This window comes from Enterobacter sp. J49, from assembly GCF_002148625.1.
Classification (GTDB): Bacteria; Pseudomonadota; Gammaproteobacteria; order Enterobacterales; family Enterobacteriaceae; genus Enterobacter; species Enterobacter ludwigii.
The window spans coordinates 158,404-173,621 of the sequence record NZ_MWPY01000020.1; the positions used below are offsets into that span (position 1 = coordinate 158,404).

Here is a 15,218-nt window from a genome sequence, read left to right on the forward strand (position 1 = left end):
TTAAATATCCCTGTTAGAAAGCCGATGGCTGCCCTGTAAAAACGAAAAAATCGCATCTGCGGTAATGTCTCTCATCTGCTGCGTCGGACTCACCATTTGATGCTGGTTTTTACCGTACCCACCGATCAGTCCCGGGTCGGTCGGACCGAAAAGGGTGATATTGGGGCGGTCCAGCGCTGCGGTTAAATGGCTTAATCCGGTATCCACGGATACGACGGCGTTGGCGCCTGCCAGTTGCGCGGCAACCTGAGCCAGCGTGAGTTTAGGTAACACTTCCACATTTGAAAAACCCGCGGCCAAACGCTCTGCGCGTTGCCTTTCGTGTTCTGCGCCCCACGGGAGTTTAATATGGATGCCGGTCGGTTGCATTAGCTCAATGAGTCTTCGCCAGTGTGATTCCGGCCAGTGCTTATCATCGCGCGTTGTGGCATGCAGAAAGACCAGATAGGGCGGCGTGTGCGTCTTCGCATCGCGCAAAAAATGCTGCGCAATAGCGTAATCACCCTGCGTGTCCGGTTTTGCATAGCCGAGGCTTTTCGCAAACAGCTCGCGGGTGCGCTCCACGGCGTGCTGCTGTTTCGCGATATGGTGGCGGCGATTATAGAACAGGCTCGCCAGCGGCTCGCGGGCGGTTTGCCAGTCCATACCGTGCTTTACGCCATGTGCCAGACGCGTGACCAGCGCGGCGCTTTTGACCAGACCCTGTGCGTCAATGATGGCATCGTAACGCTGCGCTTGCACCGCATCACGGAAGGCTTGACGTTCAGCCTTAATCGGTGCTGAGAACCACGCTTTACGCCAGCGGCGGATAGCAACCGGGATCACGCGGTCTACTGCTTTATGCCAGGTGGGGATCTGTGCGAAGCCCTCCTCCACCACCCAGTCAAAACGAATGCCGGGAATGGCCTGCATGGCGTCGGTGAGCGACGGCAGAGTATGCAGGACATCGCCCATGGAAGAGGTTTTAACGATCAATACCCGCATCCGTTATCCTTCTTCACTCAACAGCAGCTCGTTGAGCTCTTCAAGGACACGCTCGGGCGTGATGTCGATCAGGCTCTGGTGATAGCCTTCAGCCGCATCGCCTTTTCGCACCTTGTGATAACCGCTGATCAGACGTATGACGCGCGCTTTATGAGAAAGCGGTGGCGTAAAGTCAGGGCTGCTGGGGCCATACAGAGCAACCAGCGGCCGGTTGAGCGCAGCGGCGACGTGCATCAGGCCTGAGTCGTTGGTGACGACGGCTTTACAGGCGGCAAGTAAAACTACCGCCTGTTCCAGCTGGGTTTCCCCTGCCAGATTACGGCACCATGCCTGCTGTTCTGTATTCAGCGAAGCCAGAATTTCGTTACCCGCCTCGTGGTCTTTCGCCGAGCCAAACAACACGACCTGATTACCTTCATCGATCAGCTGTTTTGCCAGCTCAGCGTAATGATAATGCGGCCAGCGTTTTGCCGGGCCGAACTCTGCTCCCGGGCAGAAACCGATCATAGGGCGTTCTGATGAAATTCCAAACGCGTTGCAGGTGTGGGATTTCTCGCCGTCGTTGACCTGGAGCTGGGGCCAGAGCAGCGGTTGCGGCAGATCTTTTGCGCTGCGCATCACGCCTTTGTCATAGGCCAGCGAGACGTAGCGCTCGACCATGAGTGGCCAGGCGTCTTTATCAAGCACGCGCGCGTCGTTCAGCAGACCGTAGCGCATTTCTCCACGCCAGCCGGTGCGATGGGGGACGCCCGCAAAGAAGGGTACCAGGGCGGATTTAAAGGAGTTAGGCAGGACATAGGCGCGGTCATAGCGCTTTTCGCGCAGGCTATGGCCGAGCTTGCGACGTTCACCAATTTCCAGCGCGCCGTGGCCGAGCGGCATTGGGATCGCCTCGTTAACTTCCGGCATACGCGATAACAACGGACGGCACCAGGCAGGTGCCATCACGTCAATTATCGCCTGGGGATAACGCGCCTTGAGCGTGCGATAGAGACTTTGCGACATCATCATGTCGCCCACCCATGACGGGCCGATCACCAGAATTTTCATACTTACGCGTCGCGGTTCAGCCAGGCCATATATTCCGTTACGCCTTCGGCAACGGTCTTGAACGGTTTGTCGTAACCCGCCGCACGCAGGTTGGTCAAATCCGCCTGCGTGAAGGCCTGGTAACGACCTTTCAGTTTGTCCGGGAACGGAATGTATTCAATGCTGCCTTTTTTGTGGTACGCCAGGGTGGCGTCCGCCACGGCCTGGAAGGATTCCGCACGGCCTGTCCCCAGGTTAAAGATACCGGAGACGCCGTTTTCCCAGAACCACAGGTTCACTGCCGCCACGTCGCCTACGTAGACGAAGTCACGCTTGAAGCCGTCACTGCCTTCAAACAGTTTCGGGCTTTCGCCATTGTTCAGCTGCGTGTTCAGGTGGAACGCGACGCTCGCCATGCTCCCTTTGTGGCCTTCGCGCGGTCCGTACACGTTGAAGTAACGGAAACCCACAATCTGGGAATTGGCTTCAGGCAGAACCTGACGCACGTATTCATCGAACAGGAATTTGGAGTAGCCATAGACGTTCAGCGGCTGCTCATATTCGCGGGATTCGATGAAGTCTGACGTACGGCCACCGTAGGTTGCTGCAGAAGAGGCGTACAGGAACGGAATTTCACGCTCCAGGCAGTAATGCAGGATCTCTTTAGAGTACTGATAGTTATTGTCCATCATGTACTTGCCGTCCCACTCGGTGGTCGAAGAGCATGCACCTTCGTGGAAGATGGCTTCGATCTCGCCGAACTCTTCACCTGCCATAATCTGGATAAGGAAGTCTTCTTTATCCATATAGTCAGCGATGTTCAGATCCACCAGGTTTACAAACTTGGTGCCGTCTTTCAGGTTGTCCACCACCAGAATGTCGGTGATGCCTTTGTCATTGAGGGCCTTAACAATGTTGCTGCCGATAAAGCCCGCGCCGCCGGTAACGATGATCATAACTGTAACCTTTGAAGTGTGGAGTCCGGGGACAATCCCGGACGCTAATGTTCTTATCATATCATTAGTATGGCTGCCCTTCAGCCATTCACCGACATAGCGCAAGGGTACACGTGATTTATGCTGCAAAAACGAGAAGAGATAATGTGTCATCTCGTCATGGCGGCCAGGGTTGGGTAATATGTGCCAAAATTTGCCGAGTCTGGAGAATTGCAATGCGTGGTGATTTTTACAAACAGTTAAACAGCGACCTCGACACCGCACGTGCGGAAGGGTTGTTCAAAGAAGAGCGTATTATTACGTCTGCTCAGCAGGCGGACATCACCGTTGCCGATGGCAGCCATGTGATCAACTTTTGTGCGAACAACTACTTAGGTCTTGCGAATCACCCTGAGCTGATTGCCGCGGCAAAACAAGGCATGGACACCCACGGTTTCGGTATGGCCTCCGTACGCTTTATCTGCGGTACGCAGGACAGCCATAAGCAGCTTGAGAAAAAGCTGGCGGACTTCCTGGGGATGGAAGATGCGATCCTGTACTCCTCGTGCTTCGACGCCAACGGTGGTCTGTTTGAGACGCTGCTCGGCGCAGAAGATGCCATTATCTCCGACGCCCTGAACCACGCTTCTATCATTGACGGTGTGCGCCTGTGTAAAGCGAAGCGCTTCCGCTACGCCAACAACGACATGGTTGAACTGGAAGCGCGCCTGAAAGAAGCACGTGAAGCAGGTGCCCGCCATGTGCTGATCGCCACAGACGGCGTGTTCTCGATGGATGGCGTGATTGCCAACCTGAAGGGCGTGTGCGACCTGGCAGACAAATACGATGCGCTGGTGATGGTTGATGATTCACACGCCGTCGGTTTTGTTGGTGAGAACGGCCGTGGATCTCACGAATACTGTGACGTAATGGGTCGCGTGGACATTATCACCGGTACGCTGGGTAAAGCGCTCGGCGGCGCGTCAGGGGGTTATACTGCTGCGCGTAAAGAGGTGGTTGAGTGGCTGCGCCAGCGTTCCCGTCCATACCTGTTCTCCAACTCGCTGGCGCCGGCGATCGTTGCCGCATCCATTAAAGTCCTGGAAATGGTGGAGTCTGGCGCTGAGCTGCGCGACCGTCTGTGGTCAAACGCCCGCCTGTTCCGTGAAAAAATGGGTGCCGCAGGGTTTACGCTCGCCGGTGCCGATCACGCCATTATTCCGGTGATGCTGGGCGATGCGGTTGTGGCGCAGAATTTTGCCCGCGAGCTGCAGAAAGAAGGAATTTACGTTACCGGGTTCTTCTTCCCGGTGGTACCAAAAGGCCAGGCGCGTATCCGCACCCAGATGTCTGCGGCGCATTCGCCTGAACAAATTGAACGTGCGGTGGAAGCCTTTACCCGCATCGGCAAACAGCTGGGCGTAATTGCCTGAGGACGTGTGATGAAAGCGTTATCCAAACTGAAAGCGGAAGAAGGGATTTGGATGACCGACGTGCCGGAGCCGGAAGTCGGTCATAACGATCTGCTGATCAAAATTCGTAAAACCGCCATTTGCGGCACTGACGTTCATATCTACAACTGGGACCAGTGGTCGCAGAAAACCATTCCGGTACCGATGGTCGTGGGCCACGAATATGTCGGCGAAGTGGTGGGCATGGGTCAGGAAGTGAAGGGCTTCAACATTGGCGACCGCGTCTCGGGTGAAGGTCATATTACCTGTGGTCACTGCCGTAACTGCCGCGGTGGACGCACGCACCTGTGCCGTAACACAATCGGCGTGGGCGTGAACCGTCCGGGCTGCTTCGCAGAATACCTGGTGATCCCGGCGTTTAACGCGTTCAAAATCCCGGACAACATTTCTGACGATCTGGCCTCTATTTTTGATCCCTTCGGCAACGCGGTACACACGGCGCTCTCTTTCGACCTGGTCGGCGAAGATGTGCTGGTTTCCGGCGCGGGTCCCATCGGAATTATGGCGGCTGCGGTGGCGAAGCACGTTGGTGCCCGCAATGTGGTGATTACCGATGTGAACGAGTATCGCCTGTCCCTGGCGCGCAAAATGGGTGTGACCCGCGCGGTGGATGTCTCAAAAGAGAGCCTGAGCGACGTGATGGAAGAGCTGGGCATGACCGAAGGTTTTGACGTGGGTCTTGAGATGTCCGGCGCACCACCGGCGTTTCGCACCATGCTGGACACCATGAACCACGGCGGGCGTATTGCGATGCTGGGCATTCCACCGTCTGATATGTCTATCGACTGGAACAAGGTTATCTTCAAGGGGCTGTTCATCAAAGGTATCTACGGCCGCGAGATGTTCGAAACCTGGTACAAGATGGCGGCACTGATCCAGTCTGGTCTGGACCTGTCTCCGATTATCACCCATCGCTTCTCCATCGATGAGTTCCAGGAAGGCTTTGACGCGATGCGCTCTGGCCAGTCCGGAAAGGTTATCCTGAGCTGGGATTAGTCATAAAAAAAGGGGCCTCAGGCCCCTTTTTTACTGATTCTTCTTCTCTTCGTCTGTCAGGTAACGCACCTTTCGCGTGTAATCCTGACCTTTGAACTGCAGCTTATTGTCTGGTGACTCAAGATACTTCTGCCATTCGGACAGCGGGAAACCGCCGTGTGCGCCAATGACCTCTTTCGGTACCACAGCCTCTTGTCCGCCAATTTTCTTAGAGACCGGCCAGTTCATCCAGTCACCCAGATTGACCGTTTTCACATCCAGCATATCCAGAAGTGCGGCGAGCGGAAGCTGATCGGTTGGGGGCTGATTATCTTCCATTAGCTCCCAGGTATCCTGGAACAGGGTCAACCACAGCGGGCAAATGCGTCGCCACGTCTTTTGGGTTGCTGCGAGGAAAGCGCCGTTAACGTGATCGACAAGATAAGGGCGCACCGTCTCTTTGTAATAGGCGGGCACTTTCTCCGCGGGAGCGCCATCGAGTTTGGCGATCATCTTACCCTGACGGAAGCTGGAGTAGATGTGCATATCGGCCATGTTGATCTCAGGCATTTTGAGCAGATTGAGATCGGAGTCGATCATCAAAACGCCTTCACCCCGGGCCTGTAGCGGCGCATTGAGCTTCACCAGACGGCTAAGATAGATCTGCTTGTAGCGGTAACTCTCTTCTCGTTTAGGAAGCGTGAGTGTCACTACGCGAGTTTTAGGGGGAAGCACCCCGAAAGCAGATTCTGGCTGATCGCTGACAATCACGATCTCGCTGACGCCGGTGGCATAACGCTCAGCAAAGGTTGCCGACAGCAATGCCTCTTCAACAAAATCAGCGCCGGTGCAAGGAATGACGATGGAGTCAACGGCAACAAGATTGCCTGTTACCGGCAGGGAACGGTACGGAATGTTATGTCGTCCGGTAATATGACGATAGCGAGCGTTAAGGAATTTAAACATGTTCATCTCGTGTGATTATTTTGCGCCAAGTACCGCTTCGACGCCGCTAACATACTGTTCAATGGCATAGGTTCGGCAGACATTCTGACGGGCAGCCAAAGCCAGGCGTGCGCGCAGATCGGCATCTTTCCAGATGCTCTCAAGATGCGCGGCAAGCTGTAAAACGTCGCCCCAGGGGAACAAGAGTCCCGTCGACCCTGGGTCAATTAATTCCGCTGTCCCGGTCACCTGCGAGCCAATGACAGGGATATTAAGCAACATGGCTTCCAGCACGACGCGAGGTAATCCTTCGCTCTGTGAGGCTAAAATAAAAGCGTCAAATGTCGCAAGGTAATCAAAGGGGGTATTCTGAAACCCCGTGAAGATGACCTGCTTCTCAATACCCAATGCGGTGGCCTGAGCAATTAATGCGTCGCGTTCGCCACCTTCACCGACTAACACCATCTTCCATTTTGCGTCAGGGTTCTTCTGACTGAACTGCGCCAGCGCCTCCAGAGTATGATGGTTTGCTTTGCGGGGGATCAGTGACCCCACGCTACCGAAAACGAAAGTATCGTCATCAATGTTCAGCCGCTGGCGCATTGCACGTCGGTCTGGCAGGGGCTGGTGGATGTCGATTGCATTGTTTACGGTTGTGCAGAGCTCAGGGCGAACCCCATTCTGAAGTAAAACACGCTCAACGCCGTGGGAGACCGCGATGATTTTTGTGGCATGGTCATTAACCAGCCTGACCAGCGGCGGCGTCATGACAGGTTCGATGCGGCAGTGCTGAATTAACCGCACATGCTGTTTTGCACCGGCTAAATACCCTTCTTCATTTGAGCCAGGCTGATTGTTCATATACAGCGTATCGAATCCGCCTTCACTGAGCAGCGTTGCAATTCTGCGAACATTGGGCCGAATACGCCAGAGCGTATCGATATGGCGCGTAAAGGCCTTACGCCCCCGGCGCGAGAAGAAAAGGAGACTGCGGCCCAGCTCTTTCGCAAGTTTCGCCCATACGGGCTGCCGTGGCTGAGGGATCACAATTAAGGGAATGCCGATACTGTCCAGCACCTGGCCGATTGTTTGCCCTTCGGCACGGCTGTAATCACTGTAAAAACAGCAGGTGATATCGAACTTCTCGCGGTCAATCCGCTTCAGAAGTTCGAGCATGCTGTTGGTGCCACCGCCCCACTCTTTGCCGGTATCGAGGAGCAGTATTTTGTGTCGTTGCAGCATCGTTCTACCTTAATCGCCTCTCACAGTCTGTTGCCGGGTAATATTCCAGCCCTGCCACTGGTGCTGGAAATATTGCACCAGTGTACTCTGGCTCACGCTCTCACTAAGCACGGCAAAGAACCGCGTCGCGTAGACGGGTTCCGGCGGGCGTTTCGTTTTACACAGCGTCACACCCCTGAATGGATTGCGCGGCTGCGTTACCGGTGGCTGTGCATTGCCAGGACGCGACGTATCAACCTGTGGCTCATTCAGCAGATCGCCAGGACGAACCAGCGTAATATCAGAGGGCAATGTCGGCAGCATCTGCTGCAGAACGCGAACGGTAGACGGGTGTGGGTGGCCGATAGCAATAGCCGAGCCATTGCGTCGGGCTAGCTGTACGGCGCGATTGAACTGTCCGCGGATATCCGCGTCGTTCTGGGTGTCATCGAGGAACACCTTGCGCTTTATTACCTTCACGCCTGTACCCTGCGCGGCACGCATCGCCTGGCTGTTGCCGATGGTCATGCTGTCGAGGAAATAGAGGTTATAGCGCTCCAGCGACTGCATTACTTTGAGCATCCCGTACAGGCTGGAGGTCATCGCGCTGCCCATGTGGTTGTTCAGCCCGACGGCGTACGGCACTTTATTGTAAGCATCGCGAATGATGCGATCGATCTCATCGCTGCTCATATCAGGGCGCAAAGTATCTTTTTCCAGCGGCTGCTTGCTGAGCGGTGCCATCGGCAGATGGATGAGAACCTGATGGCCGCTGTTATGCGCTTTGACCGCCATTTCACGCGCGTGCGGCGCATTCGGGAGGACGGCGACAGAGATGGCGGCCGGCATCGCCAGTACCTGATTCTCGGTGTGCGGACGATAACCGAAGTCATCAATCACTATCGCGAGTTTGCCAGCGTAGACCGGTGCTGCCAGCGCCAGTGCACTGGCGAAGGAGAGAATAATTCGACGAAATTGAAGCAAAACTTATCTTCCCAACCACGGCTGTGGATTGACCGCCTGACCCTGGCGACGAATTTCGAAATAGAGTGACGGGCGGCCCTGACCGCCACTGCTGCCCACGAGGGCGATGGGTTGGCCGGCGCGCACCTGAGTACCGACGCTGACCAGTGCGCTCTGGTTGTAGCCGTATAGGCTCATATCGCCTTTACCGTGTTCCACCACTACCACAAGCCCGTAACCCTGCAGCCAGTCGGCCAGAATCACACGGCCATCGGCGATGGCTTTTACTTCGCTACCTTCAGACGCACCGATAACTATCCCTTTCCAACGTAGTTCACCCTGCAGCTGTTCGCCATAGCGATGCAGAATTGTACCGCGCACGGGCCAGTAAGCCTGACCACGAGGGGAGCCTAAACCGCCGGTACGTGACATCAGGGAGCGTTCACTTTCGCTTGGCTTGTAGGTCGTACCTTTGCGTGAGGCTTCCTGCTGCTTGTCGCGTACGGCCTGCGCTTCGCGGGCCTCTTTTTCGGCGCGCGCTTTCGCCGCCGCTTCCGCGCGGGCGATACTGTTACGCAGTTTCGATTCGTTGGCGCGCATTTCGCTCAGCTGGCTTTGGCCTTGCTGAATAGAGGATTCGAGACCGGAAAGGGTTTTCTTGCGCTCGTTGCGGGCCTGCTCGAGCTTCGCTTGTTGCGCCTGCTGTTCGTAGAGCAGCGTCTGTTGCTGGCTCTGCTTCTCTTCGAGCTCGGCTTTTTGCGTGGTGACCTCTTCGCGCGTCTGTTTCAGCTGCGCGATAGTCTCCTGACGCGCCTGGTTCAGATAACCAAAGTAGGCCTGCAGACGCTGACCGCGCTGGCTCTCTTCACCGCTGAGGATCAACTGAAGGCCCGTATGCTCACCCTGGCGAAAAGCAGCATCAAGCTGTGCGGCAAGGTTGCGTTCCTGGGCATCACGCTGGCGTTCCAGTTTGGCAATCGACGCGTTCATTTCGTCGATCTGTTTATTCAACTGGGCGAGGGTGTTTTGCGTTTCACGTAATTTACGTGCGGCAGCGGAGATGGCTTCTTCCTGCTGCTTAAGCTGAGCGAGCAGAGCAGAGCGTTGCTGCTGTTGCTGGCGTACCGCACGCTCTTTCGCGGCGATATCGGCCTGAATGGATTTCAGCTGGTCACGGTCATCCGCGTGGGCGGATGCGGCGCACAGCAATACGCCAGCGCTGAGTGCGCTGGCGCAAAGCAGAGGTCTGACTGATAACCTAAGCGGCTTCACGACCCATGTGATTGAAAAAATCGCCTTTCCCCTCATGGGGAGCGATTATTCCACGATGAACAGCGGCTTACCAGTCATCTCTTCAGGGATCTCCATGCCCATCAGCGACAACATGGTTGGCGCGATGTCGGAAAGCTTGCCGCCTTCCACTGCTTTCAGTGATTTATCACCCACATAAATCAGCGGAACAGGCAGGTTGGTGTGAGCCGTGTGCGCCTGGCCGGTTGCCGGGTCGCGCATCTGTTCTGCGTTACCGTGGTCAGCGGTGATGAGCAGCTGGCCGCCAACGGATTCAACCGCTTTCGCGACCTGCTCAACACAGTGATCCAGCGCTTCAACCGCTTTTACGGCGGCTTCCATCACGCCGGTATGACCCACCATGTCGCCGTTCGGGTAGTTACAGATGATGGTGTCGTATTTGCCGCTTTCGATTGCCGCAACCAGTTTTTCAGTCAGCTCGGCAGAGCTCATTTCTGGCTGCAGATCGTAGGTGGCCACTTTGGGTGAGTTAATCAGAATGCGATCTTCGCCTTTGAACGGCTCTTCAACACCGCCGTTAAAGAAGAAGGTGACGTGGGCATATTTCTCGGTTTCGGAGATACGCAGCTGTGTCTTGTCGTTCTTCGCCATCCACTCACCGAAGGTATTGGCCAGTGATGCGGGTGGATAAGCGCATGGCGCATTGATGTCAGCGGCGTATTCGGTCAGCTGAATAAAGTCGATCTTCACCACTTTCTTACGGGTGAAACCGTCGAAATCACTGTTCACGAACGCACGGGTGATTTCACGCGCGCGGTCAGCACGGAAGTTCATGAAGATCAGCGCATCGCCGTCTTCCATGGCGGCATCAGCCTGGCCTTCAGCACGAATGACGGTTGCTTTCACGAATTCATCGTTTTCATCACGCGCGTAAGCGGCTTCCAGACCTTCCACCGCGGTCGCGAACTGGAATTCACCTTTTGCCAGCGTCATCAGGTCATAGGCCTGTTCAACGCGATCCCAACGGTTGTCGCGGTCCATTGCGTAGTAGCGCCCGATGATAGAGGCCACACGTCCTTTGCCAAGCGCGGCGAATTTGTTTTCGAAGGAGGCCAGTGAACCTTTTGCGCTGCGTGGTGGCGTATCACGACCGTCCAGGAAAGCGTGCAGATAGATTTTTTCTGCGCCGCGCTCAGCCGCCAGTTCAACCATCGCCATGATGTGATCTTCGTGGCTGTGTACGCCACCGGCGGAGAGCAGACCCATGATATGAACTGCTTTACCGGCCGCCACGGCTCTGTCCACCGCGCCGTAAAGTACTGGGTTGTTGAAGAAGGTACGTTCTTTGATTTCAACGTCCAGACGCGTCAGGTCCTGATACACGATACGACCTGCACCCAGGTTTACGTGGCCAACTTCGGAGTTGCCCATCTGACGATCTGGCAGACCCACTTCCAGCCCGGACGCATCAATCAGGGTGTGGGGACGTTTTGCCCACAGCGCGTCCATCACCGGCGTTTTGGCGTTGAAAATGGCGTTATCCTGTTGATCTTCACGGTAGCCATAGCCATCCAGAATCACCAGTACCATAGGTTTTTTAGAAACCGACATTGCGACAACCTCATGCTCAAGAGTCAAAATTTGCGTAATTTTACTACAGCTGAATCGATCAAATAGCCGCAGAAGATCAAAGAAAGCGCAGGGGCAAGGTGCTTAGCGGACGCTTTTGAGGCAATTTTTTAGGTGGCAGGCCTCAGAAAATGGATTAGGTTATGGTCGCTGGCTGTATTTGCCACAACGCACAGGTATACTCCTGTCCTGGTTTTTTTAATCACTAAGTCGGAGTAGTTACCCTCCATGCAAGAAATTATGCAATTCGTTAGCCGCCATCCGGTTCTGAGCATCGCGTGGATTGGCCTGCTGGCTGCTGTGCTGTTCACCACATTTAAAGGCCTGACGTCTAAGATTAAGGTTATCACCCGTGGTGAAGCGACGCGTCTGATTAACAAAGAAGATGCCGTCGTGGTCGATCTGCGTCAGCGTGACGATTTCCGTAAAGGTCACATTGCTGGTGCTATCAACCTGTTACCTGCTGAAATCAAAGCGAACAACGTTGGCGAGCTTGAGAAACATAAAGCCCAGCCGATTATCGTTGTTGACGCGACCGGTATGCAGGCGCAGGAATCTGCCAGCGCGCTGCATAAAGCAGGCTTCGAAAACGTAACGGTTCTGAAAGAAGGTATTTCCGGCTGGAGCGGGGAAAATCTTCCTTTGGTTCGCGGTAAATAAGGAGTTCAGTAATGGCCAATATCGAGATCTACACCAAAGCAACGTGCCCGTTCTGCCACCGTGCAAAAGCGCTTCTGAACAGCAAAGGCGTAGCGTTCAAAGAACTGCCGATTGACGGTGACGCGATTAAACGCGAAGAGATGATCCAACGTAGTGGTCGTACGACGGTTCCGCAGATTTTTATTGATGCGCAGCACATTGGCGGCTGTGATGACTTGTATGCGCTCGATGCCCGTGGTGGACTCGATCCGCTGCTGAGCTAAGAGACTTTAGGACAATTAAAAAGGGTTTTTTCATGTCAGAACAAAACAACACCGAAATGACTTTCCAGATCCAGCGTATCTACACCAAGGATGTCTCTTTCGAAGCGCCAAATGCGCCACACGTTTTCCAGAAAGATTGGCAGCCAGAGGTTAAACTTGATCTTGATACCGCATCTACCCAACTGGCGGATGACGTGTATGAAGTCGTACTGCGTGTGACTGTTACTGCCTCTCTGGGCGAAGAGACTGCATTCCTGTGTGAAGTTCAGCAGGGCGGCATCTTCTCCATCGGCGGCATCGAAGGCAACCAGATGGCGCACTGCCTGGGTGCATACTGCCCGAACATTCTGTTCCCGTATGCTCGCGAATGCATCACCAGCCTGGTTTCTCGCGGTACATTCCCGCAACTGAACCTTGCGCCAGTTAACTTTGATGCGCTGTTCATGAACTATCTGCAGCAGCAAGCTGGCGAAGGTACTGAACAACATCAGGATGCCTGATGAGCACTCTTAATGCGTCAATGACTGTGATCGGTGCCGGCTCATACGGCACCGCTCTTGCCATCACGCTGGCAAGAAATGGTCACGAAGTGGTTCTCTGGGGCCACGACCCAAAACATATCGCGACGCTGCAACGCGACCGTTGCAACGTGGCGTTCCTCCCGGACGTTCCGTTCCCAGACTCCCTGCACCTTGAAAGTGACCTTGCGACCGCGCTGGCGGCCAGCCGCAACATTCTGATTGTGGTGCCGAGCCATGTGTTTGGCGAAGTGCTGCGCCAGATCAAGCCGCTGATGCGTTCTGATGCGCGCATTGTATGGGCCACCAAAGGGCTGGAAGCCGAAACCGGACGCCTGTTGCAGGATGTCGCCCGCGAAGCGCTGGGTGATGACATCCCGCTGGCGGTTATCTCGGGGCCGACGTTTGCTAAAGAGCTGGCCGCTGGCCTGCCGACGGCGATCTCGCTGGCATCAACCGATCAGGCCTTCTCCGACGATCTTCAGCATCTGCTGCACTGCGGTAAAAGCTTCCGCGTTTACAGCAACCCCGATTTTATCGGTGTACAGCTGGGCGGTGCGGTGAAGAACGTGATTGCGATCGGCGCCGGAATGTCCGATGGGATTGGCTTTGGTGCCAACGCACGTACCGCACTGATTACGCGCGGCTTAACCGAGATGTCCCGCCTTGGCGCAGCACTGGGTGCCGATCCGACCACCTTCATGGGCATGGCGGGCCTGGGCGATCTGGTGCTGACCTGTACCGACAACCAGTCCCGTAACCGCCGCTTTGGCATGATGCTCGGTGAGGGCATGGATGTGAAAGGCGCGCAGGAGAAGATTGGTCAGGTGGTTGAAGGCTATCGCAATACCAAAGAAGTTCGCGAATTGGCGCACCGTTTTGGTGTCGAAATGCCAATAACCGAGGAAATTTATCAGGTATTGTATTGCGGAAAAAATGCGCGCGAGGCAGCATTGACCTTATTAGGTCGTTCGCGCAAGGATGAGCGCAGCAGTAACTAGTCGCAGGGATTCTTGTTAGCACTATGACCCGGCCAGCACAGAACTGGCCGGTCATTAACATGTCGTCTGGAGTAAGCAATGCCGTGTGAAGAACTGGATATCGTCTGGAACAATATTAAAGCTGAAGCCCGGGCTTTGGCTGACTGCGAGCCAATGCTGGCCAGTTTCTATCATGCGACGCTACTCAAGCACGAAAACCTCGGCAGCGCCCTGAGCTATATGCTCGCCAATAAACTGGCTTCCTCGATTATGCCCGCTATCGCCATTCGTGAAGTGGTGGAAGAGGCCTATGCCGCTGACCCTGAAATGATCGCTTCTGCCGCCTGTGATATCCAGGCCGTGCGCACGCGTGACCCGGCGGTGGACAAATACTCTACGCCGTTGCTGTATCTGAAGGGCTTTCATGCCTTGCAGGCTTATCGCATCGGCCACTGGCTGTGGAATGAAGGCCGCCGCGCGCTGGCTATCTTCCTGCAAAACCAGGTTTCCGTGACCTTCCAGGTGGATATTCACCCGGCCGCGAAAATTGGCCGCGGGATCATGCTTGACCATGCCACCGGCATTGTCGTCGGTGAAACCGCGGTGATTGAAGATGACGTTTCGATTCTGCAGTCGGTCACGTTAGGCGGCACCGGTAAAACCAGCGGCGATCGCCATCCGAAAATCCGTGAAGGGGTGATGATTGGCGCGGGCGCCAAGATCCTCGGCAACATCGAAGTGGGTCGTGGTGCGAAGATTGGCGCCGGTTCGGTTGTTCTGCAGCCTGTTCCGCCGCACACGACCGCCGCTGGCGTACCGGCTCGTATTGTCGGTAAACCAGACAGCGACAAACCGTCGATGGATATGGATCAGCACTTCAACGGTATTCACCATACGTTTGAGTATGGTGACGGTATTTAACTTCTGAGAATGGCGCCCGGGTAACCCAGCTGGCGCCATGCTTCATACACCACCACCGACACCGCATTTGACAGATTCATGCTGCGGCTGTCCGGCATCATCGGAATACGAATCTTCTGCTCAGCGGGCAGGGCATCAAGAATGGTGGCCGGCAGGCCGCGCGTTTCCGGGCCAAACATCAGATAATCACCGTCCTGATAGCGCACGGCGCTATGTGCCGGCGTACCTTTGGTGGTCAGGGCGAACATGCGCTGTGGGTTTTCGCTTTCCAGAAACGCGGCGTAATCATGATGGCGAACCACGGCCGTAAATTCATGATAATCCAGCCCCGCGCGGCGCAGACGTTTGTCGTCCCACGTAAAACCCATCGGCTCGATGATATGCAGACGAAAACCGGTGTTGGCGCACAGGCGGATAATATTGCCGGTATTCGGCGGAATTTCTGGTTCGAATAAAACGATGTTAAGCATGC

The 15,218-nt window shown here is 55.3% G+C and carries 16 protein-coding genes; 7 read left to right on the plus strand and 9 right to left on the minus strand.

Annotated elements, in window-relative coordinates; genetic code table 11:
- Genes rfaC through rfaD form a run of 3 tightly spaced genes read right to left on the minus strand, consistent with a single transcriptional unit; the run spans position 1 to position 2,969 of the window.
- Positions 1–984 (minus strand): lipopolysaccharide heptosyltransferase RfaC, encoded by a 984-nt coding sequence (rfaC, locus tag BJP35_RS03995; protein WP_086462916.1) that lies wholly within the window; start codon positions 982–984, stop codon positions 1–3.
- A gap of 3 nt (positions 985–987) precedes the next feature.
- Positions 988–2,034 carry an ADP-heptose--LPS heptosyltransferase RfaF gene (gene rfaF, locus BJP35_RS04000; RefSeq protein WP_086462917.1) on the minus strand — a complete coding sequence of 349 codons (1,047 nt, stop codon included), beginning with the start codon at positions 2,032–2,034 and terminating at the stop codon, positions 988–990.
- Positions 2,035–2,036: 2 nt separating this feature from the next.
- A complete protein-coding gene (gene rfaD / locus BJP35_RS04005) occupies positions 2,037–2,969 on the minus strand; it encodes an ADP-glyceromanno-heptose 6-epimerase (protein WP_008502707.1) in 933 nt (310 codons plus the stop codon).
- A gap of 215 nt (positions 2,970–3,184) precedes the next feature.
- Here rfaD and kbl point away from each other — a divergent pair, with 215 nt between their 5' ends.
- Both kbl and tdh read left to right on the plus strand, forming a co-directional pair.
- On the plus strand, positions 3,185–4,381 hold the full coding sequence (gene kbl, locus BJP35_RS04010; protein ID WP_020882676.1) for a glycine C-acetyltransferase: 1,197 nt from the start codon (positions 3,185–3,187) through the stop codon (positions 4,379–4,381).
- 9 nt (positions 4,382–4,390) lie between these two features.
- Positions 4,391–5,416, plus strand: coding sequence for an L-threonine 3-dehydrogenase (gene tdh / locus BJP35_RS04015; protein ID WP_020882675.1), 1,026 nt, complete (start codon positions 4,391–4,393; stop codon positions 5,414–5,416).
- Between the two features lie 30 nt (positions 5,417–5,446).
- Here the strand turns inward: tdh and BJP35_RS04020 are convergent, their stop codons facing one another.
- The 5 genes from BJP35_RS04020 to gpmM are packed head-to-tail and all read right to left on the minus strand — an operon-like array spanning position 5,447 to position 11,386.
- Positions 5,447–6,361 (minus strand): hypothetical protein, encoded by a 915-nt coding sequence (locus tag BJP35_RS04020; RefSeq protein WP_020882674.1) that lies wholly within the window; start codon positions 6,359–6,361, stop codon positions 5,447–5,449.
- Positions 6,362–6,376: 15 nt separating this feature from the next.
- On the minus strand, positions 6,377–7,582 hold the full coding sequence (locus tag BJP35_RS04025; RefSeq protein ID WP_086462918.1) for a glycosyltransferase: 1,206 nt from the start codon (positions 7,580–7,582) through the stop codon (positions 6,377–6,379).
- 9 nt (positions 7,583–7,591) lie between these two features.
- Complete coding sequence (locus BJP35_RS04030; RefSeq protein WP_086462919.1) at positions 7,592–8,545, minus strand: divergent polysaccharide deacetylase family protein; 954 nt, start codon at positions 8,543–8,545, stop codon at positions 7,592–7,594.
- 3 nt (positions 8,546–8,548) lie between these two features.
- A complete protein-coding gene (gene envC / locus BJP35_RS04035; protein WP_025206449.1) occupies positions 8,549–9,808 on the minus strand; it encodes a murein hydrolase activator EnvC in 1,260 nt (419 codons plus the stop codon).
- A gap of 33 nt (positions 9,809–9,841) precedes the next feature.
- Positions 9,842–11,386 carry a 2,3-bisphosphoglycerate-independent phosphoglycerate mutase gene (gene gpmM / locus BJP35_RS04040; RefSeq protein WP_047742777.1) on the minus strand — a complete coding sequence of 515 codons (1,545 nt, stop codon included), beginning with the start codon at positions 11,384–11,386 and terminating at the stop codon, positions 9,842–9,844.
- Between the two features lie 246 nt (positions 11,387–11,632).
- Between gpmM and BJP35_RS04045 the strand changes: the two genes are divergently transcribed.
- The 5 genes from BJP35_RS04045 (at position 11,633) to cysE (ending at position 14,746) form a co-directional block, all read left to right on the plus strand.
- On the plus strand, positions 11,633–12,064 hold the full coding sequence (locus BJP35_RS04045; RefSeq protein WP_014168077.1) for a rhodanese-like domain-containing protein: 432 nt from the start codon (positions 11,633–11,635) through the stop codon (positions 12,062–12,064).
- 11 nt (positions 12,065–12,075) lie between these two features.
- Positions 12,076–12,327 (plus strand): glutaredoxin 3, encoded by a 252-nt coding sequence (grxC, locus tag BJP35_RS04050; protein WP_014168078.1) that lies wholly within the window; start codon positions 12,076–12,078, stop codon positions 12,325–12,327.
- Positions 12,328–12,359: 32 nt separating this feature from the next.
- Positions 12,360–12,827 carry a protein-export chaperone SecB gene (gene secB / locus BJP35_RS04055; RefSeq protein WP_014168079.1) on the plus strand — a complete coding sequence of 156 codons (468 nt, stop codon included), beginning with the start codon at positions 12,360–12,362 and terminating at the stop codon, positions 12,825–12,827.
- Positions 12,827–13,846 (plus strand): NAD(P)H-dependent glycerol-3-phosphate dehydrogenase, encoded by a 1,020-nt coding sequence (gpsA, locus tag BJP35_RS04060; protein WP_047742780.1) that lies wholly within the window; start codon positions 12,827–12,829, stop codon positions 13,844–13,846. The genes secB and gpsA overlap by 1 nt, the downstream gene beginning before the upstream one ends.
- Before the next feature lie 78 nt (positions 13,847–13,924).
- Positions 13,925–14,746 (plus strand): serine O-acetyltransferase, encoded by an 822-nt coding sequence (gene cysE, locus BJP35_RS04065; RefSeq protein WP_008502718.1) that lies wholly within the window; start codon positions 13,925–13,927, stop codon positions 14,744–14,746.
- On the opposite strand, the gene trmL is transcribed toward cysE, so the two are convergent.
- A complete protein-coding gene (gene trmL / locus BJP35_RS04070) occupies positions 14,743–15,216 on the minus strand; it encodes a tRNA (uridine(34)/cytosine(34)/5-carboxymethylaminomethyluridine(34)-2'-O)-methyltransferase TrmL (protein WP_014168081.1) in 474 nt (157 codons plus the stop codon). The genes cysE and trmL overlap by 4 nt on opposite strands.
- Positions 15,217–15,218 lie beyond the last annotated feature (2 nt).